Annotated in this window: 29 protein-coding genes and 2 pseudogenes; 12 read left to right on the forward strand and 19 right to left on the reverse strand. The window is 35.5% G+C overall.

The window, feature by feature from the left end; translation table 11 throughout:
- Window positions 1–51: 51 nt before the first annotated feature.
- On the reverse strand, window positions 52–984 hold the full coding sequence (locus DET63_RS02215) for a DHH family phosphoesterase (RefSeq protein ID WP_219303655.1): 933 nt from the start codon (window positions 982–984) through the stop codon (window positions 52–54).
- Window positions 985–1,299: 315 nt separating this feature from the next.
- On the opposite strand from DET63_RS02215, the gene DET63_RS02225 reads away from it, so the two are divergent.
- Window positions 1,300–1,605 carry a YtpI family protein gene (locus tag DET63_RS02225; protein ID WP_113935719.1) on the forward strand — a complete coding sequence of 102 codons (306 nt, stop codon included), beginning with the start codon at window positions 1,300–1,302 and terminating at the stop codon, window positions 1,603–1,605.
- Window positions 1,606–1,612: 7 nt separating this feature from the next.
- Here the strand turns inward: DET63_RS02225 and DET63_RS02230 are convergent, their stop codons facing one another.
- On the reverse strand, window positions 1,613–1,876 hold the full coding sequence (locus DET63_RS02230; protein ID WP_113935720.1) for a DUF3949 domain-containing protein: 264 nt from the start codon (window positions 1,874–1,876) through the stop codon (window positions 1,613–1,615).
- Window positions 1,877–2,086: 210 nt separating this feature from the next.
- Window positions 2,087–3,400: a CBS domain-containing protein gene (locus DET63_RS02235; protein ID WP_002088951.1), complete on the reverse strand. Its 1,314-nt coding sequence runs from the start codon at window positions 3,398–3,400 to the stop codon at window positions 2,087–2,089.
- Window positions 3,401–3,644: 244 nt separating this feature from the next.
- On the opposite strand from DET63_RS02235, the gene DET63_RS30105 reads away from it, so the two are divergent.
- The gene (locus DET63_RS30105; protein ID WP_088034667.1) at window positions 3,645–3,806 is read left to right on the forward strand and encodes a hypothetical protein; all 162 of its coding nucleotides are present in this window, start codon (window positions 3,645–3,647) and stop codon (window positions 3,804–3,806) included.
- 40 nt (window positions 3,807–3,846) lie between these two features.
- On the opposite strand, the gene DET63_RS02240 is transcribed toward DET63_RS30105, so the two are convergent.
- Window positions 3,847–4,530: a metal-dependent hydrolase gene (locus DET63_RS02240; RefSeq protein ID WP_113935787.1), complete on the reverse strand. Its 684-nt coding sequence runs from the start codon at window positions 4,528–4,530 to the stop codon at window positions 3,847–3,849.
- 149 nt (window positions 4,531–4,679) lie between these two features.
- Between DET63_RS02240 and pepQ the strand changes: the two genes are divergently transcribed.
- A complete protein-coding gene (gene pepQ / locus DET63_RS02245; RefSeq protein ID WP_113935721.1) occupies window positions 4,680–5,777 on the forward strand; it encodes a Xaa-Pro dipeptidase in 1,098 nt (365 codons plus the stop codon).
- A 29-nt stretch (window positions 5,778–5,806) separates the two neighbouring features.
- Here pepQ and DET63_RS02250 read toward each other — a convergent pair whose 3' ends face one another.
- A complete protein-coding gene (locus DET63_RS02250) occupies window positions 5,807–6,178 on the reverse strand; it encodes a DUF3221 domain-containing protein (protein WP_113935722.1) in 372 nt (123 codons plus the stop codon).
- Window positions 6,179–6,224: 46 nt separating this feature from the next.
- Window positions 6,225–6,410 (reverse strand): annotated as a pseudogene (locus DET63_RS02255) (hypothetical protein); the annotation flags it as partial.
- Window positions 6,411–6,504: 94 nt separating this feature from the next.
- On the opposite strand from DET63_RS02255, the gene DET63_RS02260 reads away from it, so the two are divergent.
- Window positions 6,505–7,335, forward strand: coding sequence for a DUF2785 domain-containing protein (locus tag DET63_RS02260; RefSeq protein WP_113935723.1), 831 nt, complete (start codon window positions 6,505–6,507; stop codon window positions 7,333–7,335).
- 13 nt (window positions 7,336–7,348) lie between these two features.
- On the opposite strand, the gene DET63_RS02265 is transcribed toward DET63_RS02260, so the two are convergent.
- The 5 genes and pseudogenes from DET63_RS02265 to DET63_RS02285 all read right to left on the reverse strand — a co-directional run bounded on the left by DET63_RS02265 (window position 7,349) and on the right by DET63_RS02285 (window position 9,518).
- A complete protein-coding gene (locus DET63_RS02265; RefSeq protein ID WP_002129372.1) occupies window positions 7,349–7,555 on the reverse strand; it encodes a hypothetical protein in 207 nt (68 codons plus the stop codon).
- Window positions 7,556–7,618: 63 nt separating this feature from the next.
- A pseudogene (locus DET63_RS02270) lies at window positions 7,619–7,981 on the reverse strand (anti sigma factor C-terminal domain-containing protein); the annotation flags it as partial.
- 65 nt (window positions 7,982–8,046) lie between these two features.
- A complete protein-coding gene (locus DET63_RS02275) occupies window positions 8,047–8,391 on the reverse strand; it encodes a DUF6176 family protein (protein WP_002067488.1) in 345 nt (114 codons plus the stop codon).
- 3 nt (window positions 8,392–8,394) lie between these two features.
- On the reverse strand, window positions 8,395–9,189 hold the full coding sequence (locus tag DET63_RS02280; RefSeq protein ID WP_113935724.1) for a GNAT family N-acetyltransferase: 795 nt from the start codon (window positions 9,187–9,189) through the stop codon (window positions 8,395–8,397).
- Window positions 9,186–9,518 (reverse strand): cupin domain-containing protein, encoded by a 333-nt coding sequence (locus DET63_RS02285; protein ID WP_113935725.1) that lies wholly within the window; start codon window positions 9,516–9,518, stop codon window positions 9,186–9,188. Before DET63_RS02285 ends, DET63_RS02280 begins: the two co-directional genes overlap by 4 nt.
- Before the next feature lie 143 nt (window positions 9,519–9,661).
- Here DET63_RS02285 and DET63_RS02290 point away from each other — a divergent pair, with 143 nt between their 5' ends.
- Together DET63_RS02290 and DET63_RS02295 are read left to right on the forward strand one after the other, a co-directional pair.
- Window positions 9,662–9,931, forward strand: coding sequence for a helix-turn-helix transcriptional regulator (locus DET63_RS02290; protein ID WP_002088966.1), 270 nt, complete (start codon window positions 9,662–9,664; stop codon window positions 9,929–9,931).
- Window positions 9,921–10,346, forward strand: coding sequence for a hypothetical protein (locus DET63_RS02295; protein ID WP_113935726.1), 426 nt, complete (start codon window positions 9,921–9,923; stop codon window positions 10,344–10,346). The genes DET63_RS02290 and DET63_RS02295 overlap by 11 nt, the downstream gene beginning before the upstream one ends.
- Before the next feature lie 51 nt (window positions 10,347–10,397).
- On the opposite strand, the gene ald is transcribed toward DET63_RS02295, so the two are convergent.
- Together ald and DET63_RS02305 are read right to left on the reverse strand one after the other, a co-directional pair.
- Window positions 10,398–11,531, reverse strand: coding sequence for an alanine dehydrogenase (gene ald, locus DET63_RS02300; protein WP_098635277.1), 1,134 nt, complete (start codon window positions 11,529–11,531; stop codon window positions 10,398–10,400).
- A 214-nt stretch (window positions 11,532–11,745) separates the two neighbouring features.
- The gene (locus tag DET63_RS02305) at window positions 11,746–12,537 is read right to left on the reverse strand and encodes an SDR family oxidoreductase (protein WP_113935727.1); all 792 of its coding nucleotides are present in this window, start codon (window positions 12,535–12,537) and stop codon (window positions 11,746–11,748) included.
- A 147-nt stretch (window positions 12,538–12,684) separates the two neighbouring features.
- Between DET63_RS02305 and DET63_RS02310 the strand changes: the two genes are divergently transcribed.
- Window positions 12,685–13,143: a universal stress protein gene (locus DET63_RS02310; RefSeq protein ID WP_002164984.1), complete on the forward strand. Its 459-nt coding sequence runs from the start codon at window positions 12,685–12,687 to the stop codon at window positions 13,141–13,143.
- A 41-nt stretch (window positions 13,144–13,184) separates the two neighbouring features.
- Here DET63_RS02310 and DET63_RS02315 read toward each other — a convergent pair whose 3' ends face one another.
- Window positions 13,185–13,892 carry a hypothetical protein gene (locus tag DET63_RS02315; protein WP_113935728.1) on the reverse strand — a complete coding sequence of 236 codons (708 nt, stop codon included), beginning with the start codon at window positions 13,890–13,892 and terminating at the stop codon, window positions 13,185–13,187.
- Window positions 13,893–14,136: 244 nt separating this feature from the next.
- Between DET63_RS02315 and DET63_RS02320 the strand changes: the two genes are divergently transcribed.
- Window positions 14,137–14,316, forward strand: coding sequence for a ProA domain protein (locus tag DET63_RS02320; RefSeq protein ID WP_113935729.1), 180 nt, complete (start codon window positions 14,137–14,139; stop codon window positions 14,314–14,316).
- A 108-nt stretch (window positions 14,317–14,424) separates the two neighbouring features.
- Here the strand turns inward: DET63_RS02320 and argH are convergent, their stop codons facing one another.
- Together argH and DET63_RS02330 are read right to left on the reverse strand one after the other, a co-directional pair.
- A complete protein-coding gene (gene argH, locus DET63_RS02325) occupies window positions 14,425–15,813 on the reverse strand; it encodes an argininosuccinate lyase (protein ID WP_113935730.1) in 1,389 nt (462 codons plus the stop codon).
- Entirely contained in the window at window positions 15,810–17,015 is a 1,206-nt protein-coding gene (locus DET63_RS02330) for an argininosuccinate synthase (RefSeq protein WP_113935731.1), read from the reverse strand. The genes argH and DET63_RS02330 overlap by 4 nt, the downstream gene beginning before the upstream one ends.
- A gap of 167 nt (window positions 17,016–17,182) precedes the next feature.
- Between DET63_RS02330 and DET63_RS02335 the strand changes: the two genes are divergently transcribed.
- Window positions 17,183–17,500, forward strand: a complete 318-nt coding sequence (locus DET63_RS02335; RefSeq protein WP_113935732.1) for a radical SAM protein — start codon at window positions 17,183–17,185, stop codon at window positions 17,498–17,500.
- Between the two features lie 28 nt (window positions 17,501–17,528).
- Here the strand turns inward: DET63_RS02335 and DET63_RS02340 are convergent, their stop codons facing one another.
- On the reverse strand, window positions 17,529–17,723 hold the full coding sequence (locus DET63_RS02340; RefSeq protein WP_002067549.1) for a hypothetical protein: 195 nt from the start codon (window positions 17,721–17,723) through the stop codon (window positions 17,529–17,531).
- Window positions 17,724–18,579: 856 nt separating this feature from the next.
- On the opposite strand from DET63_RS02340, the gene DET63_RS02345 reads away from it, so the two are divergent.
- Window positions 18,580–19,242, forward strand: coding sequence for a YitT family protein (locus tag DET63_RS02345; RefSeq protein ID WP_113935733.1), 663 nt, complete (start codon window positions 18,580–18,582; stop codon window positions 19,240–19,242).
- A gap of 31 nt (window positions 19,243–19,273) precedes the next feature.
- Here the strand turns inward: DET63_RS02345 and DET63_RS02350 are convergent, their stop codons facing one another.
- Window positions 19,274–20,107 carry an EcsC family protein gene (locus DET63_RS02350; RefSeq protein WP_113935734.1) on the reverse strand — a complete coding sequence of 278 codons (834 nt, stop codon included), beginning with the start codon at window positions 20,105–20,107 and terminating at the stop codon, window positions 19,274–19,276.
- 137 nt (window positions 20,108–20,244) lie between these two features.
- Here DET63_RS02350 and DET63_RS02355 point away from each other — a divergent pair, with 137 nt between their 5' ends.
- A complete protein-coding gene (locus DET63_RS02355) occupies window positions 20,245–20,880 on the forward strand; it encodes a DUF1796 family putative cysteine peptidase (protein ID WP_002138623.1) in 636 nt (211 codons plus the stop codon).
- Between the two features lie 71 nt (window positions 20,881–20,951).
- Window positions 20,952–21,386 (forward strand): NUDIX hydrolase, encoded by a 435-nt coding sequence (locus DET63_RS02360; RefSeq protein WP_002138624.1) that lies wholly within the window; start codon window positions 20,952–20,954, stop codon window positions 21,384–21,386.
- A gap of 25 nt (window positions 21,387–21,411) precedes the next feature.
- Here DET63_RS02360 and ackA read toward each other — a convergent pair whose 3' ends face one another.
- Complete coding sequence (ackA, locus tag DET63_RS02365) at window positions 21,412–22,605, reverse strand: acetate kinase (protein WP_002015546.1); 1,194 nt, start codon at window positions 22,603–22,605, stop codon at window positions 21,412–21,414.
- Between the last annotated feature and the right edge of the window lie 132 nt (window positions 22,606–22,737).

The following is a 22,737-nucleotide window of genomic DNA, read 5'->3' on the forward strand; positions in this document are numbered from 1 at the left end:
AAAAAGGAGGGCTTCAGTGCCTCTCCTTCTCTTTCGTTCAACATACAATTTTTATCTACACAGCTCACGTAAATCAGCAAACAGGCGATCTGCTTCTTCCCAAGAAGATGCTTTTGCACCAGAAGCCATCGGATGTCCTCCGCCATTATATTGCATTGCTAACTTATTAATAACTGGTCCTTTTGAACGAAGACGAACACGAATAACATCATCTTCCTCTAAAAATAGAACCCACGCCTTTAATCCATCAATATTACCAAGTGCCCCGACAACACCAGATGCTTCAGTAGAAAGTACATCAAACTCTTCTAGTACCTCTTTCGTTAATTTAATGTACGCTGCACCTTCTTCTACCATCGTAAAGTTTTGTAAAATATAACCGTTTAAACGAGCAATTTTTTCTTTCGTTTTATACATTTCATTGTATAAATCTGTGAATTTTACATCCATGTCAACGAGTTCACTTACGTAACGAAGTGTTTTCGCTGTTGTATTCGGGAATAAGAAACGACCTGTATCCCCAACAATACCCGCTAAAATAAGACGAGCTGCTTCTTTCGTTATCTGTAATCCTTTATCTTTTCCATAACTGTAAAACTCATAAATCATTTCACTTGTAGAACTTGATGTCGTATCTACCCACGTAATATCTCCGTACGGATCTTCATTCGGATGATGATCAATTTTAATTAGCATCTTCCCTTTTGCATAGCGTTGATCGTCAACACGTTCTTGGTTCGCAGTATCACATACGATAACAAGTGCATCTTCATATACACTATCTTCAATATCATCCATTACTCGTAAAAACGCTAAAGAAGGCTCGTTGTACCCAACCATATAAATATTTTTCTCTGGAAACGATTCTTGCAGAATTGTACCAAGTCCGCACTGAGAACCTAACGCATCCGGATCCGGACGTACATGACGATGAATAATAATTGTATCAAACTCTTTAATTGCTCCTAAAATTTGCTCATGCATATGTATAATCTCCTTTTTATTCAACTTCTTCATTTTATCCCGCATTAACGTGTAGTAAGACTCCCACCTCAAAAGTATTAAAAACAATGGGGCAAAATTAATTTGGAGCCTGAATGCACGTAAAAGCCCGATTGGTGAGGGCTAATAATTAGTACTTGGGATCTCCCCACACTAATTAAAGTTTCACTTTATCCCCCATTATAACGGAAAACATTTCATACATGCGAACAATTGCTTTATAATAAAAATTAGAAAGTTTAGATTTTTCTTTTTTCTAAATTGTTATTTTTATACCAATCGATGGGAGCGTGTATTATGCCAATATTCGTCTTTTGTATTATCATCTCATTTGTGTTGTACCTCTTCTACAAAACAAAGTTCTTTCGTACAAAACGTCCAATGGAGAAAGGTTGGCTCTCAGGAAAATCCGCAATGGCACTCGGCTTATTCGTCCTATTCTTTGGGATAAACCAATTCTTTTTAGAACTTTCAACTGCACGCATTATCGTTGGTGTTTTGTTTATTTTACTTGGCAGCGCGAGTACATTTAATGGATTCCGCCAATATAAACATTTTCTACCATTAGCAGTCAAAGAAGCCGAATCTTATAAAACAACGTAAAAAAGCATCAACATTGTGATGCTTTTTTACGTCCCTTCACTTTCAAAATCATATATGCAACAAACGCAGATGGTATATTAAAGGGATTACCTTGCACGTGAAAATGTAATTGTTCTTCTTCAAAAGACATCTGTTTGTATAGTTCTTGCTGAGATAATCCTGTTCGTTTCTTTTTTTCATTTAATCCTTGTAAGTATAAGTATTGAATTGGTATCATCACAAGGAAATAAAAGAGTGCGATACCACCAAAAAAGAGTAATTCTGCTGACATATTGCATCCCCTTCCGACATCCATTATCTTACAATCTAATTATATCATAGTATACATTCTAAACGAATTAATATTCTGTTTTTTCTAATTATACAATCATCTCTCCTTATATATATTTCCCGCTAAAACTCTTCCACATCTTTAGTAATAACTTCCAAACTCAATAAAACAAAAAAGATGGAACAAACCAAAGCGGTCTGCTCCATCTTTTTATTTATCGATCAATTGCACCATAAGTAATGCTTTCCCGACAACATTACCTTCATGATGCACTTCTACATCAATCTTACCAAATTTACGCCCAATTTCTAATACTTTCGGATGAACTGATACAACATTATCAATTTGAACTGGCTTTACGAAATAAATGGTTAAGTTTTCAACAATTAAATCGCTCTTCTTCTGCGCACGAATGACACGGTTTGTTGCTTCTGTCACAATTGTTGTGAATACACCGTAAGATAACGTCCCGATTGAATTCGTCATTTGTGGCGTCACTGAAAATTGATACAAATGCTCATTTTTCGCTTCTTTCGGCGTCATAAATTGGTTCGTTACAATGTCATCAATTGTTTCCCCAACTTGCGGTTGACGTTGAATCATTTGCAACGCCTGAAGTACATCTTGGCGACTAATGATCCCTTGCAATTTATTCCCTTCTTCCACAACAGGAAGTAACTCAATACCTTCCCACACCATCATACGTGCTGCAGCTGCGACAGACATTTTTCCGTTCACCGTAATTGGATGCTTTGTCATCACTTTATCAATTGGTGTTTCTTTCACGACACCAATCATATCTTTTGAAGTTACAATACCTAACACCTTTTTATTTTCATCAACAATTGGATAACGTCCATGCATCGTTTCTTCATTATACGCATGCCATTGCTGTACTGTATCATTTGGCTTTAAATATAACGTTTCTTCAATTGGCGTTAAAATATCTTCAACGAGTACAATTTCTTTCTTGATAAGTTGATCATAAATTGCACGGTTAATTAACGTTGCGACCGTAAATGTATCATAACTACTTGAAATAATTGGAAGCTTTAATTCGTCTGCTAATTTCTTCACATGGTCTTCCGTATCAAATCCGCCCGTAATTAACACTGCTGCCCCAGCTTCTAGTGCTAATTGATGTGCGTTCGTACGGTTACCGATGATAAGTAAATTCCCTGCTTCTGTATAGCGCATCATCGCTTCTAATTTCATAGCCCCGATTACGAATTTATTTAATGTTTTATGTAGTCCTTCTCTGCCTCCAAGTACTTGACCATCGACAATGTTAACGACTTCTGCATATGTCAGTTTTTCGATATTCTCTTTCTTCTTTTGTTCAATTCGAATTGTTCCGACACGTTCAATTGTACTAACATACCCTTTATTTTCTGCGTCTTTAATTGCACGGTAAGCTGTCCCTTCACTTACACTCAAATCTTTCGCAATTTGCCTCACAGAAATTTTATGCCCTACCGGCAGGCTATTAATATGTTCTAAAATTTGATTATGTTTGGTAGCCAAATGGTTTCACCATACTTTCTTTTCCCTAAATTCTTCATGTGTTGTATTTTCAGTATACTATATTTTCAAAACTGTTACACTCTCTCTTTATATGCCTGTACCATTTTTTTTATAACAAAATACCCCTTACATTCCACCAGTCATTCTATTACAACAATGTAATGCTGTTGTCATCTCGTTCGATAGTTTGTCCACCCGATTCCATATACAATTAAGACAAGAAATGAAACAAAGGAGCGAATACATGATGAAAAAATTTTTAGAGGTTGTAGGTGCTGTATTTTTAGCTTTCGTAGATGGGAAAAAAGTTGCAATGGAGTTGAATGAAACACCCGAACAGCCACGTACAAAACGAGAAGAATCAGCTAAACAAATACAGACTTTAAAAACTGTACTACACACATAAAAAACCCTTCACTTGTCATTTCAAATGAAGGGTTTCTTTTTTATAGTGTAATACTTTCTCCAGCTTCTAATACTTTCCCTGTACAATTTTGTAGCTTTTCTACAAATTGATATGGATCTTGTTCAATAACTGGGAACGTATTGTAATGCATCGGTACAACTGTTTTCGCCTCTATCCATTTTGCTGCTAACACAGCATCTTCTGGCCCCATTGTGAAATTATCGCCAATTGGTAAAAATGCTAAATCAATATTATTCAGTTCTCCAATTAACTTCATATCAGAGAATAAAGCAGTATCTCCTGCATGATATACCGTTTTCTCCTCTGCTGTAAACAAAATACCAGCTGGCATACCTGTATATGTAATCGTCTTATTTTCTTCATCAATATAACTAGAGCCGTGGAATGCTTGAGTAAATTTCACTTTTCCAAAGTCAAATTCATGTGAACCACCAATATGCATTGGATGTGTATTTACACCTTGCCATCCTAAAAATGTCGCTAATTCAAACGGTGCCACAACGACCGCATTATTGTTCTTTGCTAACGCTACTGTATCCCCAACATGATCACCGTGTCCGTGCGATAAAATAATCGCATCAACTTTTACATCTTCAGCCTTTAAATCTGTTTTCGGATTTCCCGTTAAAAATGGGTCAATTAAAATAACTTTTCCATTCGTTTCAATCTTTACAACTGAATGCCCGTGATACGATACTTTCATCATTACATTCCTCCCCTATTCACATTCTCACTTTTTATTCTACATGATTTCTCAATTCCCTGTCTTTTCTAACATCGATTTACTTGTCATAACGCTTTCCTCCGATGTAAAGTTATATTTGTAATTAAATATCTCGGGGGTGCCAATCGATGAATGCTAGATTAGAAAATTTAATGCAATGGTTAAAAGAAAAAAACGTAGAAGCTGCGTTCTTAACTTCTACACCGAACGTCTTCTACATGACAAACTTCCACTGTGAACCACATGAAAGACTACTTGGTATGTTTGTATTCCAAGAAAAAGAGCCTATTTTAATTTGTCCTAAAATGGAAGAAGGTCAAGCACGTAACGCTGGCTGGGCACATGAGATTATCGGATTTACTGATACGGACAGACCATGGGATATGATTGCAAAAGCAATTAAAGATCGTGGTATTGATGCAAATGCAGTTGCAATTGAAAAAGAACATTTAAACGTAGAACGTTACGAAGAATTAACAAAGTTATTCCCAAATGCAGCTTTCAAATCAGCTGAAGAGAAAGTTCGCGAGCTTCGCTTAATTAAAGACGAAAAAGAACTTTCTATTTTACGTGAAGCAGCTAAAATGGCAGATTATGCTGTTGAAGTTGGTGTAAATGCAATTAAAGAAAATCGTAGTGAGCTAGAAGTATTAGCAATTATTGAGCATGAATTAAAAACAAAAGGCATCCATAAAATGTCATTCGATACGATGGTATTAGCAGGTGCAAACTCTGCTCTTCCACACGGTATTCCAGGTGCAAACAAAATGAAACGCGGCGATTTCGTACTATTTGATTTAGGTGTAATCATTGAAGGTTATTGCTCTGACATTACGCGTACAGTAGCATTTGGTGATATTTCTGAAGAACAAACTCGCATTTACAACACTGTACTTGCTGGACAACTACAAGCAGTTGAAGCATGTAAACCAGGTGTTACATTTGGCGCAATCGATAACGCTGCTCGCTCTGTTATCGCAGATGCAGGTTACGGCGACTTCTTCCCGCACCGCCTTGGTCACGGACTTGGAATTAGCGTACACGAATATCCAGATGTAAAAGCTGGTAACGAGTCTCCATTAAGAGAAGGTATGGTCTTCACAATCGAGCCAGGTATTTACGTACCAAACGTAGGCGGCGTTCGTATTGAAGATGATATTTATATCACAAAAGACGGATCAGAAATCTTAACGAAATTCCCGAAAGAATTACAATTTGTGAAATAATAAAAAAGGTAGCGTAATTGCTGCCTTTTCTATTTCTCTACTATTTCAAATTTCTCTACAATCATTTTTGATGGATAACTCTCAAGTGTTTGAGAAGACCATACTTTTATTTTATCCCCTGTTTTTAATTGATTATATGCGTCTTTATTCTTAAAACTCAAGACTGTATGTGATGGATGCTCTTTATTCATTTGTTGTTCCATATAATTTTGCAACTCTACTTTTGTTTTAAAAGTTTTATCACTGTCAAAAAATATTGTGCCATTTCTCAATATTACATACCCTTCTTTAGATTCTTCTTTTACTCCTACTTGCTCTACTGTTTTCGTAGTACACGCTGATAATATGATTAGAAGTACACTTAAAAATATATGCATAGAAATTTTCATATTTCTATTCATTTTTAATCCCTCACTCTTCGCTATTTCCGCTTTAAAACCATCTTCTCTTCATACTTATCATCCCATCTCCGCCCTTATACTGAAACGTAAACATTCCATCTTCACTGTCATCCTTAATATGACCTTTATATTGCCCCGTCCAACTTTTGCTCTCGCTAGAAAAAGTAACATACGAAATCGAACAACTTCCAAAAAAGAAAATACTAATAAAAAAGAATAATGCTCTCTTCATAATGTCCCCCCATTCAAAAGCACTTATTTCTTGTCTATTTCTTCCTCTCATTATACTATTAATATACAGAATTTTCTAAAACAGGAGGGTTTACATGTTACAAAAACAGTTAGAAGAAATTCGTGATAATAATTACGTAATCAATGGTGCTCTCAATATTGATTCTTTAAGTTCAAGTATGCTTCAACATATCGGTGTTACTGATAGCTATTTAAGGGACAAACTCATTTACTCTACTTTTTATCATCTAATCAAGAAGGACTATATTTCACACACCCACTTACAGAAACTATTATCAGAAAGCATCAGTGAAAAATATTTATTTTATAAGATTCATTCGGATAAAGACGATGCTGTATTTACCCGTGCATTTACAACATTATTAATCGCTCTCATTATTGATGCTGATACAAATCATAATTTCTTATCACAGACTGATATTTTAAATGTAAAAGATAAATTAATTCTATATATGAACAAAGAACAGGATTTCCGTGGGTATGTACAAGACCAAGGCTGGGCACATAGTATCGCTCATGCTTCCGATACATTTGAGGCACTTGTTAATAATCCTAAACTGGAAACTTCACATTACGAAAAAATACTACAAACTTTATTAAACAAAGTTTGTGTCCATTCCATTTATTACAAATATGAAGAAGATGAGCGTCTCGTTTATCCGATTGTCGTAATGCTGCAAAATGGCTTGGAGGAAGAAATACTCATATTAGCCCTTCGTGATCTAGTAGCTCAATTACAAGTTCAAAAACCGACACTACATATTGACTCGTATGAATTTCTATACGGAAATATAAAATCTTTCTTGCGCAGCTTATTTTTCAAATTACGTACAATGTCTATATGTAAAAAAACTGAACGTGAAGTTGAAAAATTACTACAAGAACTTCATAAATATTATTACTAAAAAAGAAGGCCACTCAAAAAGTGCCTTCTTCTATCTCACTAATATTTATTTGAAATTTCACGATCCAAACTGAGAAAAGGTGGACAAGAAACGCAAACACCATACATGCTCCGCTTAAAAAAGTTAATATAGGATGCGAATACACATGCCCTAATCCATAAGATGCTCCTACGAAAAACATTGTTATGTAAATATAAATTGCTCCATGTATTTGCCTCATATAAGCCTCCTTTTCCCATATTATAACATAAATTTTCTGATTATTCACATTAATTAATTGTGATCAATATTTCTCAACTGTTACGCCTCTTACAGCCGCCTTAATATATGGTGCTCCTTGTAAACCTTGTAAATCCTCTGTTTTCCCTGTTACAACTATACCGTATATTGGTAGGTCTTTTGGTTTCGTGTTTTTTATTTCTTTATAATATTGTTCAAAATAATCACTTGGTATACCTTCACTATTTTTTGCTAAATACTTCATTTGGTATAGAAATTCTTTTGAGTTTATTGTTATATCTTTTTTCATATCTTCTTTCACTTTTGAATAACTTCCTTCAAATCCAAAAACATTTTTTGCCATTTCCGCATTTAATATCGCACCATCTTTAGGATCTTTTAACCCTACATAAAAATCGCTTTTCTTTAAAATTTTTTTCAAAATAAAAAGCACATCTATTTTGATGCGCTTCTCTCCAACATACTATTCTATTATTTCATTACTTCCTTCACAACATCTTGAATCATAACAACTTCTGTTTCCATATCAACAGACGGTGTTTCTTCATCAATACATTCATACCAAAACGCTAAATGCTTTTTATCAATTTCATGATGAGAATTTTCGACAAGAGCCCCGCCTTCTCCTTGCACAGAATACCAATATAAGTACTCTTCTCCATCTCTTATTTCCCGGAAAATTGTCTCTACATACATCTTTTCGTCGTTTAATGTCAAAAGCACTTCTTTCATATTATCATTAAGAAGCTGCATCCATTCATCTACGCGATGACTTTTACCTGGCTTGACTTTGAATCTTGTTAATTCTACGTTCATCTTTTATTCCCCCATTTTCTTGCGGACAAACAAAACATATTCTACTGGATTATGGAAGCTTAATTTACTAGCTAATTTTTGTGAGGGAATGTTATCTACATTACAATCCCAGCATGGTGTAATATGATTTTGTATACACTGTTCAATGAAACGTGTTGCGACAGCTTGAGCTAACCCTTTCCCTTTATGTGCTTCATGTGTTGCAATATCAATTTCAGCAAAACCATTCCCTCTAAATATTGAGACGCATTCGGCTACAATCATCCCATCTTGTTCTATACAAAAACCAAAGCCGTTATTTAAAAACACTTCTTTTGATCCCCAATATTCTTTGTAATAATCCTCTGTAAATTCATTACTTCGTTCTATATCACTTTTATCAATACGTTTAATTTCATATGTATTTTTGTTTAATTCTATTCTTCTATCTTCAAAAACTTCTCTTTGAAATTGAAATGTCATTCGTGGGATGTTCCGAAATGCATTACTAAAACGCTCTTCTAACATCATTTCCCACTCGTCACTCGAAGTGAACAATGTAAATCTCTTCTCTGTTTTTTCAATAGCCATTTTTAAATACGCAAATAAATATTCGTTATAATTTTGATCATCCGTATCACCAAATAAATAATAGATACCATTAGCTGTACGAATTAGTCCTGCTGTTAACTTCTCGTTTGCAAAAACTTCACCATCTATCATTTGATCACATACCGCATGAGCAAAGGTTGTTGTCCTTGTATGACCTTCTAAAATCGGAAGAATTTTTCTATACTCGGCTACAGATAATGTTTTCATAATTGCTCCACTTTAATCGTATCAGCCTCTATATTTTCAAAACAAAGATTTACCGTTCTCTTGAATGCTCTCGTTCTATGAATCGTGCATGCTGGAATTAAGATAGAATCATTTGGCTTTAAAACCGCCGTTTCTCCATCTTCAAAATCGATCAATAGTTCTCCCTCTAGCACAATAAATAATTCATCCGAATTAGAATGATAGTGCCAATCATATTCGCCAGTAAATACAGCGATTCGTAAGCAATGACTATTTACATTTGAAACGACAAAGTTTTTATGTTGGCCTTTAATATCTTTTGTTAGTTCTAATAGATTTACTGTTTCCATAGTTCTCCACACCCAATCCCCTCTATCAACCTTCATTTTCCGTTTAATTCCAAATTATCACAAAAATATACATTGTAACAAGCAATATTTCTCGTAAAGTTTCATTTACTTTTTGTAAAGTTTCATTTACTTTTTACCTAAAAATGGATATTATAAATGTAACAAATTTACAAAAAGGAGACTTTGTATATTTGATTAAAAATAAAGTAAAACAATTCCGCGTCGTTAGAGACATCACCCAAGAGCAATTAGCTTCCTCTGTTCAAATTACCAGACAATCCCTCATCGCTATCGAGAAGAATAAATACAACCCAAGTTTAGAATTAGCATTGAAATTATGTGAGTTTTTCGGCTGTAAAGTGGAGGATTTATTTCAATTAGATAAGACTGGGGAGGAAAAAAATGAAAAATAATTTTATCCAAGGGTTTGCTTCGCATCTTACTATTTTAGTGTTAGGATCGGCCTTTCTTTATTTCAATAGTAGTGATGAAGAAAAGATTCGTTCTGTCCTTCTATTCGCTAGCGTATACATACTCTTAGCCTTGGTACTATTAGTAGTGAAACGAATATTCTTTAAGAAAAAAAAGAAAGAGTCCGAGCAATACCCATTACCTGAGACAGATGAAAGAATTGAAAAAATGGGCTTAAAGCTTATGGCGCAAATTTTCGGTCTCTCTCATTTAATCGGCTCTGCGATACTATTTATTTTATATATTACTGACAAAAATTCGACGATACGAGTAGAGTATGCCCTGTATTACTTGTTTGGAATTCTTTTCTTCACAATGATGTTCGGCTTGATAATTGTGAAGAAATTAGATAATTAGTTTAAACAAAAAGACCCTTCCTACAAAGGAAAGGTCTTTATTTTATTTCTATTATGATAAAGCAGGAGCTTTTTCAAGAAGCTCTTTTGCATCAGCGTATTGTAAGCTGTGCGCTTCTGCAACTGCTTCGAATGTTACGTAGCCATCTAATGTGTTAATACCTTTTAATAATGCAGTGTTGCCTAGGCAAGCTTCTTTGTAGCCTTTGTTAGCAATTTGTACTGCATATGGTACTGTTACGTTTGTTAATGCAAGAGTTGATGTACGTGGAACCGCACCTGGCATATTTGCAACTGCATAATGAACAACGCCATATTTTTCGTAAGTTGGGTTGTCATGAGTTGTAATACGGTCAGTTGTTTCGAAAATACCACCTTGGTCAATCGCGATATCTACAACGACAGAACCTGGTTCCATTGATTGAATCATTTCTTCTGTTACAAGTTTTGGCGCTTTTGCACCTGGGATTAATACTGCACCGATTACAAGATCAGATTCTCTTACAGCTTCTGCAATATTGTAAGGATTAGACATTAAAGTTTTTACTTGGTTTCCGAAAATGTCATCTAATTGACGAAGACGTTCTGCACTTAAGTCGATGATTGTTACATCTGCACCTAAACCTACTGCAATCTTCGCTGCGTTTGTACCAGCTTGACCACCGCCGATAATTGTTACTTTACCGCGTTTCACCCCTGGAACGCCTGCAAGTAAAATACCTTTACCACCTTTGTTTTTCTCAAGGAACTGTGCACCGATTTGCGCAGACATACGACCAGCTACTTCACTCATAGGTGCAAGTAATGGTAAAGAACGATTGTCTAATTGTACTGTTTCGTATGCAATTGATACCACTTTGTTATCAATTAATGCTTTCGTTAATTCTGGCTCTGGAGCTAAGTGTAAGTATGTGAATAAAATTAAACCTTCGCGGAAATAACCGTATTCACTTTCAACTGGCTCTTTTACCTTCATAACCATATCTTGATTCCATGCTTCTTCAGCAGTTTCAACAAGTTTAGCACCAGCTTGTACGTATTCTTCATCTGTAAAGCCTGATCCTACACCTGATCCTTTTTGAACAAAAACTTCATGACCATTTTGTACTAAATGTACAGCTCCCGCTGGCGTCATTGCCACGCGGTTTTCATTGTTTTTAATTTCTGTTGGAATACCGATACGCATTATTAGTTCCCCCTTGAGTTATGAAATGACCCCTGAATCATTTTTTAAAGCGCTTTCTATACTCTTATATTCTAACATAATATCTCAATATTTGACAAAAAAATAATACAAGTTTTCCGATAGATTTAATCTCACATGAAAGGACAGTATTATCCGTACCTCTCAGTATAAAGGATAAACTGTCCAATTATTCGAAACTTCACTTTATTTAATTTTATCGATGTCTATGAATAACATCAACGGCGCCGGTTACTTCAATAATCGTACCAGTAATCATATCGGAATCTTCTTCACACAAAAACGAAATGGTTCTTGCGATATCTTCACCTGTTCCAGATCTACCAATTGGTGTGTTACTACCTTTCAGATTTCGCGCTTCTTCAATCGTTGCTTCTTTCATTTCACCAATTATATCACCAGGGCAAACCATATTCGCAGTAATACCATATTCTGCTTCTTCGTAAGCAATTGTTTTCGTTAATGAAACAAGTCCTACTTTTGCTGCTGCAAAAGCTGAACGATAAATCCATCCCGGTGCGCTATCTGCCCCTTGGAATCCGTAATTAATAATACGGCCAAAGTTCTGTTTTCTCATAACAGGAACGACAAGTTTCAACAAATGAAATACCGCTGTTAAATTGCCCTGAATCATTTCATTCCATTCGTCTTCTTCGTAATCGACTAATTTTTTCCTTTCAAATACGTAAGGACCAGCATTATTAATTAAGAAGTCAATTTTGCCAAAACGGCTCATCGCTTCTTCTACTATTTTATGTAAATCTTCCTTTTTCGTGACATCAGCTTGCACGAACTGTAGACGTTCTTCCATATTTTTATATGTTTCTTTCATTGTTTCCATAGCACTTGTATCGCTATGATATGTTACTGTTACTGAATATCCTTTATCCAATAACTTTTCTGTTACTTGCTTTCCTAAACCTTTCGTACCGGCTGTAATGAGCGCGTGTCTCACAAACATGCCTCCTTTTAAATTGCTATACTCCATATGTAACAAGTTCTCGCTTCAATTACAACTAAAATGAATTGAAACAAAGTTTTCAAAATTCTGTAACGTTTCCGACAAGCACATTACCAAAATTTGTTTTATAATAAAGTTGTAAACGGTAATAAAAATGATTGGGAGGAATTTACTATGAATAATACATATACAAATATTTTAATTGCGGTGGACGGTTCTAAAGAAGCAGAAAAAGCCTTTAAAAAAGCAATTCAAGTTGCAAAACGAAACAACGCAACATTAACAATTGCTCATATCGTTGATGTAAAAGCATACTCAGCAGTAGAGGCTTATAGCCGCGCAATTGCTGAACGTGCAAATCTATTTGCAGAAGACTTATTAGAAGACTACAAAAAAACTGCGCTTGAAGCTGGTCTTGAAAAAGTAGAAACTGTATTAGAATTTGGTAATCCTAAATCTAAAATTTCAAAAGAAATCGCTCCAAACAATAAAGTGGATTTAATTATGTGTGGTGCAACTGGTTTAAATGCTGTAGAACGTTTCCTAATTGGTAGCGTCTCTGAACATATTATTCGCTATGCGAAATGCGATGTCCTTGTTGTTCGTGGTGATGAGGAGCAAGGTGATCTTTAATTTATAATTAAAACACCAAGTCCACATGGGCTTGGTGTTTTTCATTTCACAAACTTCACTATAAATACAAGACAAGCTACAACAACAACGGTACCTGCCAACACATACGGCGGAAGGAATTTCAAAGACCATAGCGCCATCATTATCGTCGCAACAGTTAAGTACGTTTGCTTTGCATCTTCTGTCATTTTTTTACGAAGTAAGAAAACATACACATAACCGATTGGCGGCGTAATGAAGCAAAGAACATATATAATTTTTGATTTTAAATACCACTTTTGTTCGCCAAGTTTCTTTATGTCTTCTTCTATTCTCTTACTCTCTTGTTCTCTCACTTCTTCTTCAATCGGATCTTCCTCTACTCCTCGCCTTTCTTTCATATAAGGAAGAAAGTGCATAAAAAAATAACATGCAAATACAATTACCCAAAATTCAATATCCAATCTTTCTAGTGGAATATGCTCACTAAAAAATGCAGCAGCAATCACTAAAGAAAAACAATACGTTGTCATCCAAAATGAACGTTTTCTCTTTTTCCGTTCTATTTCTTTTTTATCTTTTACTTCTTGTACTTTCTTTTTTCTAGAAAGCCATACAGAAATACAGCAATCTACTACAAATAAAGTAAAGATAAATATTGCTATATGTATTGTTTCCACATTCTCAAATGAAAATATTTTTGGGAATGCAGCGTGTAATACAATTAGCGTGTACAAAATTAACCCTACAAAATAAAGTGAAACTTTAATCAGTGGGGGTTTTGTTCATCCCCCACTGATTATTAGTTGAACCAATCGGGCTTTTACGGGCAGTTGATCCCCCACCTAACTTCTTTGCTTTCGCTGAATTTTGAGGTGGGGGTCTTACTGCCCGTTAATGCGGGATAAATACGTCTCATTTTCCATTCCTTTCTTATTTCCTAACATTACATTAACATACATTTTTTAGAAATAGACGGACAAAATATATGTGTTTAGAAAAGGAGGATGCTACATGGATGATTATGAACGTATTATTTTAGATGTGAACGATACAGAACTCGAAATGTTAAATACGATTCGCGAGCATTTTAAAGAAAAACATGGTGTTGAACTAAGCCACGGTGCATTGCTTCGAGATTTAATGGATATTGAATACATTCGAATTACAGAAGATCGACACAAGTATGATTAATCAATGAAGCTTTAAGCCTAGAACATATTGTTCTAGGCTTAATTAAATCCATACGAAAAGGTAAGGTACTTTCTAAAAAAGCACCTTACCTTCTATATCATATATCATTTAACTTCCAACAAACTCTATTGCTAACCCCTTCGCCTTCTCCAAAGCCTTTTCAATCTGCTCAAATCCTGTCCCACCAGCACTGTTACGACGCTTTACAGCTGCATAAGGTGAAAGAACTTCATATAAATCTTCTTCAAATAACGGACTCATTTCTTTATACGTTTCAAGTGGTACATCTAATAAATAGATTCCTTTTTGCGTACAATGAAGAACTAGTTTCCCGACAATTTCATGAGCTTGACGGAACGGCAGTCCCTTGCTTGCTAAATAGTCGGCAATTTCTGTTGCGTTAGAGAAGTCTTGCGTCACAGCTTGCCCCATTTTTTCTTTGTTTACAGTCATCGTTTCAAGCATGCCTGCCATAATATGAAGGCATCCTTCTACTGTTTTCACTGTATCAAACATTCCTTCTTTATCTTCTTGTAAGTCTTTATTGTAAGCGAGCGGCAATCCTTTCATTACTGTAAGTAAACTGAATAAATTACCGTATACTCTGCCAGTTTTACCACGAATAAGTTCCGCCATATCCGGATTTTTCTTCTGCGGCATAATACTGCTTCCTGTTGCGTATTGATCGCTCATTTCAATAAATTGAAATTCTTGACTACTCCATAAAATAAGTTCTTCGCAAAAGCGTGATAAGTGCATCATAAGCATAGATGAGTTACTTAAAAACTCCAGTATGAAATCACGATCACTTACCGCATCTAAACTATTTTCATAGATTCCATTAAATCCAAGAAGCTCCGCACTATACTCTCGGTCAATCGGGAATGTTGTACCAGCTAGTGCTCCTGCTCCTAATGGTGAAATGTTAATACGCTTTAACGAATCTTCATAACGATTCACATCGCGCTCTAACATCCAAAAGTAAGCAAGAATATGATGCGCAAATGAAATCGGCTGTGCACGTTGCAAGTGCGTATAGCCGGGCATAATTGTTTCAATGTTATTTTCCGCTTGATGAACAAGAACAGTTTGCAATTGTTTTGTAGCTTTTATAATATCTTCTACTTTTTCTTTTAAATACAAATGCATATCTGTCGCTACTTGATCGTTACGGCTTCGACCTGTATGAAGTTTCCCTCCTACTTCACCGATTCTTTCAATTAACATCTTTTCAATATTTAAATGAATGTCCTCAGCCTCGACTGAGAAATTCAATTTATTTCGTTTCGCTTCCTCTAGTAAATATTGAAGCCCTATCTTTATTTTCTCTGCTTCCTCTTTCGTAACGATGCCTTGCTTTGCTAACATCGTTACATGTGCGATACTCCCTTTTATATCTTGATTTACTAATTGTTGATCAAAGGAGATGGATGCTCCAAACTCTTCAACCCACGCTTCCGCTTCTTCTGTAAAACGTCCGCCCCAAAGTTTGCTCACGCTTCCACCTTCTTTTGATTCACTTGGCTGTATACTTTCGTAGGTAAACCGAATAATGAAATGAATCCAACTGCTGCATCATGATTAAATTCATCCTGGGCAGTATACGTTGCTAATTTTTCATCGTATAAAGAGTACTCAGATTTACGCCCTTCTACAATCGCATGACCTTTAAATAATTTCACACGCACTGTACCTGTTACATTTTTTTGCGTTTCTTGTAAGAAAGCATTGAGCGCTTGTTTTAAAGGTGAGAACCATAAACCGTTATAAATTAATTCTGTTAGTTTTTGCTCAATCATCGGTTTGAAATGAGCGACCTCTTTCACAAGTGTTAAATCTTCAAGTTCTTTATGCGCTGTTATTAATGTCATTGCTGCTGGGCATTCATATACTTCACGAGATTTAATACCGACAAGGCGATTTTCTACATGGTCGATACGTCCAACGCCATGTTTGCCAGCAAGTGCATTTAACGTTTTAATTAGTTCTGAAAGTGGGTATGCAGTGCCGTTTAAAGTCGTCGGTACTCCTGCTTCAAATCCGATTTCTACAAACTCTGGTTTATTCGGTGTATCTTCTAATGCCAACGTCATCTCGTATGCGTCTTCTGGCGGCGCTGCCCATGGATCTTCTAAAATTCCACATTCGTTGCTGCGTCCCCATAAGTTTTGATCGATTGAAAACGGGCTATCTAAATTAATTGGAATCGGTATATCATTTTCTTTTGCATATGCAATTTCTTCTTCACGTGACCATTTCCATTCACGTACGGGCGCAATAACTTCTAAATATGGATTCAACGCTTGAATAGAAACTTCAAAACGAACTTGGTCATTCCCTTTCCCTGTACATCCATGTGCAACTGCACTTGCGCCTTCCTGCTCTGCAATTTCTACTAATTTTTTTGCAATAAGCGGACGAGATAATGCAGAGACAAGAGGATATTTCCCTTCGTATAACGTGTGAGCTTGCATCGCTATCAATGCATATTCATTCACATATTCTTCTTGAACATCAATCATATATGATTTAATTGCACCTACTGAAAGTGCTTTTTCTTTTACAAACGCTAAGTCTTTACCTTCCCCTAGATCTAAGCAAAGCGCGATAATATCATAATTCTTTTCTTGTAACCATTTAATCGCAACGGAAGTATCAAGACCTCCGGAATATGCTAACACAACTTTTTTCTTCTCCATTTTGCATCCCCCTAAAGAATAAATATTCATTTTATCTTATAATAATCCAAACTTTAACACCTTTCATAAAATGAATCAAGGGGAATCCATAAATTTTTTTCAAACAATTTCGTCGAATTTCTTTCTTTTTTTATGTAAAATAGAGGCAGGAAAATGGAGGGGTTTCTATGAAAAAGTATTTTATATACAATGAACATCTAGGGATTGAATTGCCGAACATACAAGAAAAATGGGAAGACATCTCTGAACAAGCGCAGCATTCTATCTTATTAAAATGGGAGCAAGTTCGCGGAAAAATACCTGATCGTATACAAGAGCTTGAACGTCATATTAATCAAAAACAACATTGCTTAAATAACGAAGAGAATTTCGAAATTTCCTGTAGGCTTAATTCAGAAATTGCCGATCTTGCTTCAATTATTAATGATCTTTGGCTTTGGTATCGTCTAACCCAAAACGTATCTGAGGGAAAAGCACACCAATGAAAAAAGCATGCCCCTCAATTACTTTGGGTCATGCTTTTTTGTCGTAACACGATTTACAATATATTTCTTGTGCTGTTTTCGCCAAACACACATCAAACGGACCAACTAATATACTTCTTTCTTTTGGCAACTTTACAAAAGCAACTAGCTCTTCTTCATATTGAATCTTTTTCTGACATGAAACACATTTTAATTCTTTTCTTTTAAACATGTCTTTTAGCATATCTCCATTCTCCCCCTCATCTATCTATATTAATATACTCTCATAATAGTTAGAGCTTGTAAAAAAATGGCACATTCCGAAACAAATTATTCATATACTATGTACAAAAGGAGGTCTCAAACTTATGCGAGCTTTCATTATTATCGCTTTAACTTTTTTAAGTATCAATAGCTGGGATGCATTTTTTAAAGATAAAAGTGATGAGAACAATACAATTGAATAAAAACCCTTCTTTTCTTACTTATTGGACAAACTTCTAAAAGTTGTCCAGTTCTACGAAATAACTTAGGCTTTTCTACAAAAATATTTAAACATAACATTTTTTGTAGATTCCCTCCGGTTATTGTCGGTTTCCATCCGCATGCATTTTTTGAAAGTATGATATAATAATATAAATCTTGAAAGAAGGGATTTTGATATCATGATCGCTCGAAGGAGCATGTGGCATCGTATTGACGAATCATACACGTAGCGTATTTTTCAGCTCAGATACTTTAGTCTAGCGAAAAAAATACGAGAGTGGGGAAATTATGATTGCCCGAAGGATAATTTGGCAAAAAAAAGACTCTTCTTACACATAGCGTTTTGTTTAGGACTTAATTGTTACTAGCTAAACAAAACAAAGAAGAGCAGGATTGCTAAATGAAGAATCCTACTCCACGTTTTGTTTAGTCGTTTTAAGACTTAAACTAAAACGAAGGTAGGGAGAATTGATGGACGAGAGGATTATTCGTTATTTCTTCAGCGACATATAGCGTAGTTAGTTTTTTTCGTAAACTAACTGAAAGCTACATGTGAGCTCGTAGTTAGTTTACAACACAACAAGGACTACTAACTACGGAAAGAAGGAATAACGATGAGGAACATCCAAAGTCGACAAATTATTAAAGAAGTTTTTATGGTTTTAATCGGTTCATTTATTTTAGCAGCAGCGCTATATCACATTCACTTCCAAAACCACTTAACAGAAGGTGGCTTTGTAGGTATTGCACTATTTATCCAAAATTTTTATGATATTTCACCATCCATTTCAACTGTAGTAATGGATATCCCTATTATTTTACTATGTGCTTCATTTTTAGGTAGAAAAATGGTTGGCTACTCATTCCTAGGTTCGATTTCATTCGGAGTATTTTATTCTTTTATGGAAAATTATTCTCCATTTACGGTCGATTTATCAAATAATTTATTTATAGCTGCAGTAGTTGGCGGTGCGTTAGCTGGTATTGGACTCGGTTTTATATTGCGATTTGGCGGTGCAACCGGCGGAGACGATATTTTAACAATTATATTAAGTAAACGAACTCGGTTTACAATTGGGCAAATTTTCTTCGTCTTTGACGCGATTGTTCTTGCGCTTTCATTATATTATTTAAATTGGACAGAAATTGCTTTTACTATTCTTTCGATTGCCGTACAGGCAAAAACATTGGATTTAATTTATTATCCAAAAGTAGAAAAGAAAGCAGAAAAGCAACCAGTATCTATTCCAATGTCCAAAAAGCATGCAACAAATTAAAAAAGCGAAAGGCCTCGGCCTCTCGCTTTTTTTATGCTCTTTTTTCCTTCTCGACTATGTGGCGCACTTGATAAAATCTATTTGCAAATTCAGTAACGCTTCTTGTTAAACGATAGTTCACTGTAGACCCAATTGCCATTCCAATGACCGGAATACCTTGGAATAATTTACGACGAAGAGCATAAATCGAAAATGTCTTCAAAATTTGTTTTAACACAACCTCAGTAGAAGCTGGCTTTAACACCTCTTCGTCTCCTTCATAAAAGAATGAATCTTCTTGCTCAAGTTCTCTCAGTAAATTGTACCATGCATATTGCTGAAGTCTCGCCGGCAATAATGCTGCGTGGAATACCTTTAACGCAAGCATCATTTCATACGGCTTGTTCACATCATGTCCAAATGATGTTGCAATAAGTTGAACAGCTTTCACATTTAACGCGATCATAACCGGAAAATCAGCTGTTAATAATAATAACCCCCCAGCACCCGTTGCTCCGCCTTGTACGAATGAATATAGGCGATGTCTTGCTGTTTGCTGCTCTGCTATGTATGTTAATTGATCAATAGATAACGCCTTCAAATCTTCAAGTTGCTCAATTGATTCATCAAATAATCTCGATGTTCCTAAAATGCGATTACGTGCATCTAACTGTGATTGTGAACTTTGAATAAGTGCATGCAAATGAAAGAGCCATCCATCTGCTTTCGTAAAGAAATCTTTTCGTTTTTTCTCAGGCAATTTCGCAATTGTAGTATGTACCCATTTATCAAACATTTTTTGAAAATCGGTCGCTTCTTGCTCAACTAATTGCGATTCCCATTCTTTTATATTGTCTAAAATGGCTTGTTCTCGCTTCGATCGCATCGCAACAACCACCTCGTTCGATTTTTTTCTATTGTAACATATTTCCGCTTGTTCTTTGCAAATATGCTTGTCTATCTTTATTCACATACCATTTTTTAGTGACATAAAATATTAGCAAAAAGGACGAGATGAATCACATGAATCTATCCAATATAAAAAAAGAATATAATGCAGTATTCAGCTTAGGACAAAACTGCTGGCCTGCTTGGGCTTTATATCAATTCGAATTATCACCATTTTTTGGTGTTATCGATTTTATGCTAAGCCCTTCATTAGAAAAAGTGAATTTATTATTACAAAATCGATTTGACCGTTTTTTACAGTTCGAAAACTTATCCTTCATCTCATTTTGGGATGATGATGCGAAATTAAGACTACGTGACAGCCTATATGAAATCGACTCCTGTCACGACTTTAAAACAGATGTAAACACACCAACATCCTGGCCTTCTTATACAGAAATTAAGTTAAACTATGAGCATCGAATTAATCGTTTTCTAACTACAATCGAAACGGCAGAATCCACATTGTTTATTCGGACGGGAGGAACATACGAAGAAGCACGTTCCTTGGAACAAATTTTATCTCAAATAGTTAAACATACATTCTCTGTCCTATTACTCATTCCTGAAGATGTACCAACTATCGCCCAAGAAGATTGGGGATTACAAAACATTTGTGTTATAAAATGCCCTATTATGGATGTATATCAGTACAATGAAGCATTTTGGAATGACTTATTTGATGGAATCACGATTCGGCCAAACGCTTAAATACACGTCACCTTTTATCACACCCTGCCTTATAATCATCCTTATACAAAATAAATAAGGAGTAATTATATATGTATCCACGTGCAAAAGCTTTTGGCATTGCTATACATCACGGTCGCCTTCTCGTACAAGAATATCATACAGGCGATGAAACATATTACCGACCTCTTGGCGGATCAATTGAACTTGGTGAAAAATCAGCACATACTGTTATTCGCGAATTTCAAGAAGAGCTTCACACAGAAGTGGAAATCACCAATTATTTAGGCTGCTTAGAAAATATCTTTCATCTTGATGGAGAAATTGGTCATGAAATCATTCAGCTATATTCTTTACGCTTATTAGACACATCACTATATGAAATGGAAAAAATGAATATACAAGATGAGCAAACCGTATCGTATGCGAAATGGATTCCCATTACAGCTTTCATTCAGAAGGAAAAAGTGCTATATCCAGATGGAATTTTAAACTATATCCAAAAGAAAAAAGACGAAATCCTATAGGATCTCGTCTTTTTTATATAGTATATTAACCAATATCTCCAAGACGTAATACGTCACGAGCAATCATAACTTCTTCGTCAGTTGGAATTACGATAATTTTTACTGGAGAGTGTGGGAAGCTAATGAATGCTTCTTCACCGAATACGTTATTGCGTTTTACGTCGAAGTATACGCCCATGTACTCAAGGCCTTCTAATACGCGCTCACGAATAATTGCACTGTTTTCACCTACACCAGCTGTAAAGATGATAGCGTCAACGCCTTTCATACGAGCTGTGTAAGAACCGATGTATTTATGGATACGGCTCACGAACACGTCAAGTGCTACTTTCGCACGGTGGTCGCCTTCTTCTTCTTTCGCAATGATGTCACGTAGGTCACTAGAGTAACCAGTAAGACCTAACATACCACTCTTCTTGTTTAATACGCTAACTACTTCTTCTACAGTTTGGCCTGTTTTTTCCATGATGTATGGAATTAACGCAGGGTCAATGTTACCAGAACGTGTACCCATTGTTACACCAGCAAGTGGAGTGAAGCCCATAGAAGTATCGATAGACTTACCGCCTTCTACTGCTGCGATACTTGCACCGTTACCTAAGTGACAAGAAAGTAGGCTTAAGCTTTCAATTGGACGACCTAATAATTCAGCCGCACGCTCAGTTACATATTTATGAGAAGTTCCGTGGAAACCGTATTTACGGATGCCAAATTTCTCATAGTACTCATATGGTAAGCTGTATAGGAATGCAGATTCCGGCATTGTTTGGTGGAATGCTGTATCGAATACTGCTACTGCTGGTACGTTTGGTAGTACTTCTTGGAATGCTTTAATACCAACAAGGTTTGCTGGGTTGTGAAGTGGTGCTAAATCGCTTAACTCTTCGATATCAGCTAATACTTCAGCATCAATTAAAACAGAATCAGCAAATTTTTCACCGCCGTGTACAACACGGTGACCGATACCGCCAATCTCATCAAGAGATTTTACGATTCCGTTTTCAGTTAATTTCTTAAGAAGCATGTTAACTGCTACTGCATGATCTGGTATGTTTGTAATTTCTTTTTGTTTTTCGCCATTTACAGTAATTGTGAAGATACTATCTTCTAAACCGATACGTTCTACTAAACCTTTTGTTAATACTGTTTCACTTGGCATTTCAAATAATTGGAACTTTAACGAAGAGCTTCCTGCGTTAATCGCGATGATTTTTGACATCTAGTCTTTCGCCCCTTTTTCTCTTGGTAGTTGTGTGGATCATTCCACAAACCGCTCGATTTTATCTAATTAAATTCACTCATTATGAAAACGTTTCATCATTAGTAAATTTTATACTCACGATTTTAATTT

It is taken from the genome of Bacillus sp. DB-2 (assembly GCF_003315125.1).
In the GTDB taxonomy this organism is placed as follows: Bacteria; Bacillota; Bacilli; order Bacillales; family Bacillaceae_G; genus Bacillus_A; species Bacillus_A mycoides.

Bases quoted from the DNA above. Each gene is read 5' to 3' on its own strand.
- DET63_RS02260 (WP_113935723.1), top strand. From the start codon at position 6,505: ATGTTACAAAAACAGTTAGAAGAAATTCGTGATAATAATTACGTAATC.
- pepQ (WP_113935721.1), top strand. From the start codon at position 4,680: ATGAATGCTAGATTAGAAAATTTAATGCAATGGTTAAAAGAAAAAAAC.
- DET63_RS30105 (WP_088034667.1), top strand. From the start codon at position 3,645: ATGATGAAAAAATTTTTAGAGGTTGTAGGTGCTGTATTTTTAGCTTTC.
- DET63_RS02330 (WP_113935731.1), bottom strand. From the start codon at position 17,015: ATGGAGAAGAAAAAAGTTGTGTTAGCATATTCCGGAGGTCTTGATACT.
- DET63_RS02285 (WP_113935725.1), bottom strand. From the start codon at position 9,518: ATGGAAACAGTAAATCTATTAGAACTAACAAAAGATATTAAAGGCCAA.
- DET63_RS02320 (WP_113935729.1), top strand. From the start codon at position 14,137: ATGGATGATTATGAACGTATTATTTTAGATGTGAACGATACAGAACTC.
- DET63_RS02345 (WP_113935733.1), top strand. From the start codon at position 18,580: ATGAGGAACATCCAAAGTCGACAAATTATTAAAGAAGTTTTTATGGTT.
- DET63_RS02335 (WP_113935732.1), top strand. From the start codon at position 17,183: ATGAAAAAGTATTTTATATACAATGAACATCTAGGGATTGAATTGCCG.
- ald (WP_098635277.1), bottom strand. From the start codon at position 11,531: ATGCGTATCGGTATTCCAACAGAAATTAAAAACAATGAAAACCGCGTG.
- DET63_RS02360 (WP_002138624.1), top strand. From the start codon at position 20,952: ATGTATCCACGTGCAAAAGCTTTTGGCATTGCTATACATCACGGTCGC.
- DET63_RS02290 (WP_002088966.1), top strand. From the start codon at position 9,662: ATGGATATTATAAATGTAACAAATTTACAAAAAGGAGACTTTGTATAT.
- DET63_RS02355 (WP_002138623.1), top strand. From the start codon at position 20,245: ATGAATCTATCCAATATAAAAAAAGAATATAATGCAGTATTCAGCTTA.
- DET63_RS02215 (WP_219303655.1), bottom strand. From the start codon at position 984: ATGCATGAGCAAATTTTAGGAGCAATTAAAGAGTTTGATACAATTATT.
- DET63_RS02240 (WP_113935787.1), bottom strand. From the start codon at position 4,530: ATGAAAGTATCGTATCACGGGCATTCAGTTGTAAAGATTGAAACGAAT.
- ackA (WP_002015546.1), bottom strand. From the start codon at position 22,605: ATGTCAAAAATCATCGCGATTAACGCAGGAAGCTCTTCGTTAAAGTTC.
- DET63_RS02225 (WP_113935719.1), top strand. From the start codon at position 1,300: ATGCCAATATTCGTCTTTTGTATTATCATCTCATTTGTGTTGTACCTC.
- DET63_RS02230 (WP_113935720.1), bottom strand. From the start codon at position 1,876: ATGTCAGCAGAATTACTCTTTTTTGGTGGTATCGCACTCTTTTATTTC.
- DET63_RS02305 (WP_113935727.1), bottom strand. From the start codon at position 12,537: ATGGAGTATAGCAATTTAAAAGGAGGCATGTTTGTGAGACACGCGCTC.
- DET63_RS02275 (WP_002067488.1), bottom strand. From the start codon at position 8,391: ATGAACGTAGAATTAACAAGATTCAAAGTCAAGCCAGGTAAAAGTCAT.
- DET63_RS02250 (WP_113935722.1), bottom strand. From the start codon at position 6,178: ATGAATAGAAATATGAAAATTTCTATGCATATATTTTTAAGTGTACTT.
- DET63_RS02340 (WP_002067549.1), bottom strand. From the start codon at position 17,723: ATGCTAAAAGACATGTTTAAAAGAAAAGAATTAAAATGTGTTTCATGT.
- DET63_RS02310 (WP_002164984.1), top strand. From the start codon at position 12,685: ATGAATAATACATATACAAATATTTTAATTGCGGTGGACGGTTCTAAA.
- DET63_RS02265 (WP_002129372.1), bottom strand. From the start codon at position 7,555: ATGAGGCAAATACATGGAGCAATTTATATTTACATAACAATGTTTTTC.
- DET63_RS02280 (WP_113935724.1), bottom strand. From the start codon at position 9,189: ATGAAAACATTATCTGTAGCCGAGTATAGAAAAATTCTTCCGATTTTA.
- DET63_RS02295 (WP_113935726.1), top strand. From the start codon at position 9,921: ATGAAAAATAATTTTATCCAAGGGTTTGCTTCGCATCTTACTATTTTA.
- DET63_RS02350 (WP_113935734.1), bottom strand. From the start codon at position 20,107: ATGCGATCGAAGCGAGAACAAGCCATTTTAGACAATATAAAAGAATGG.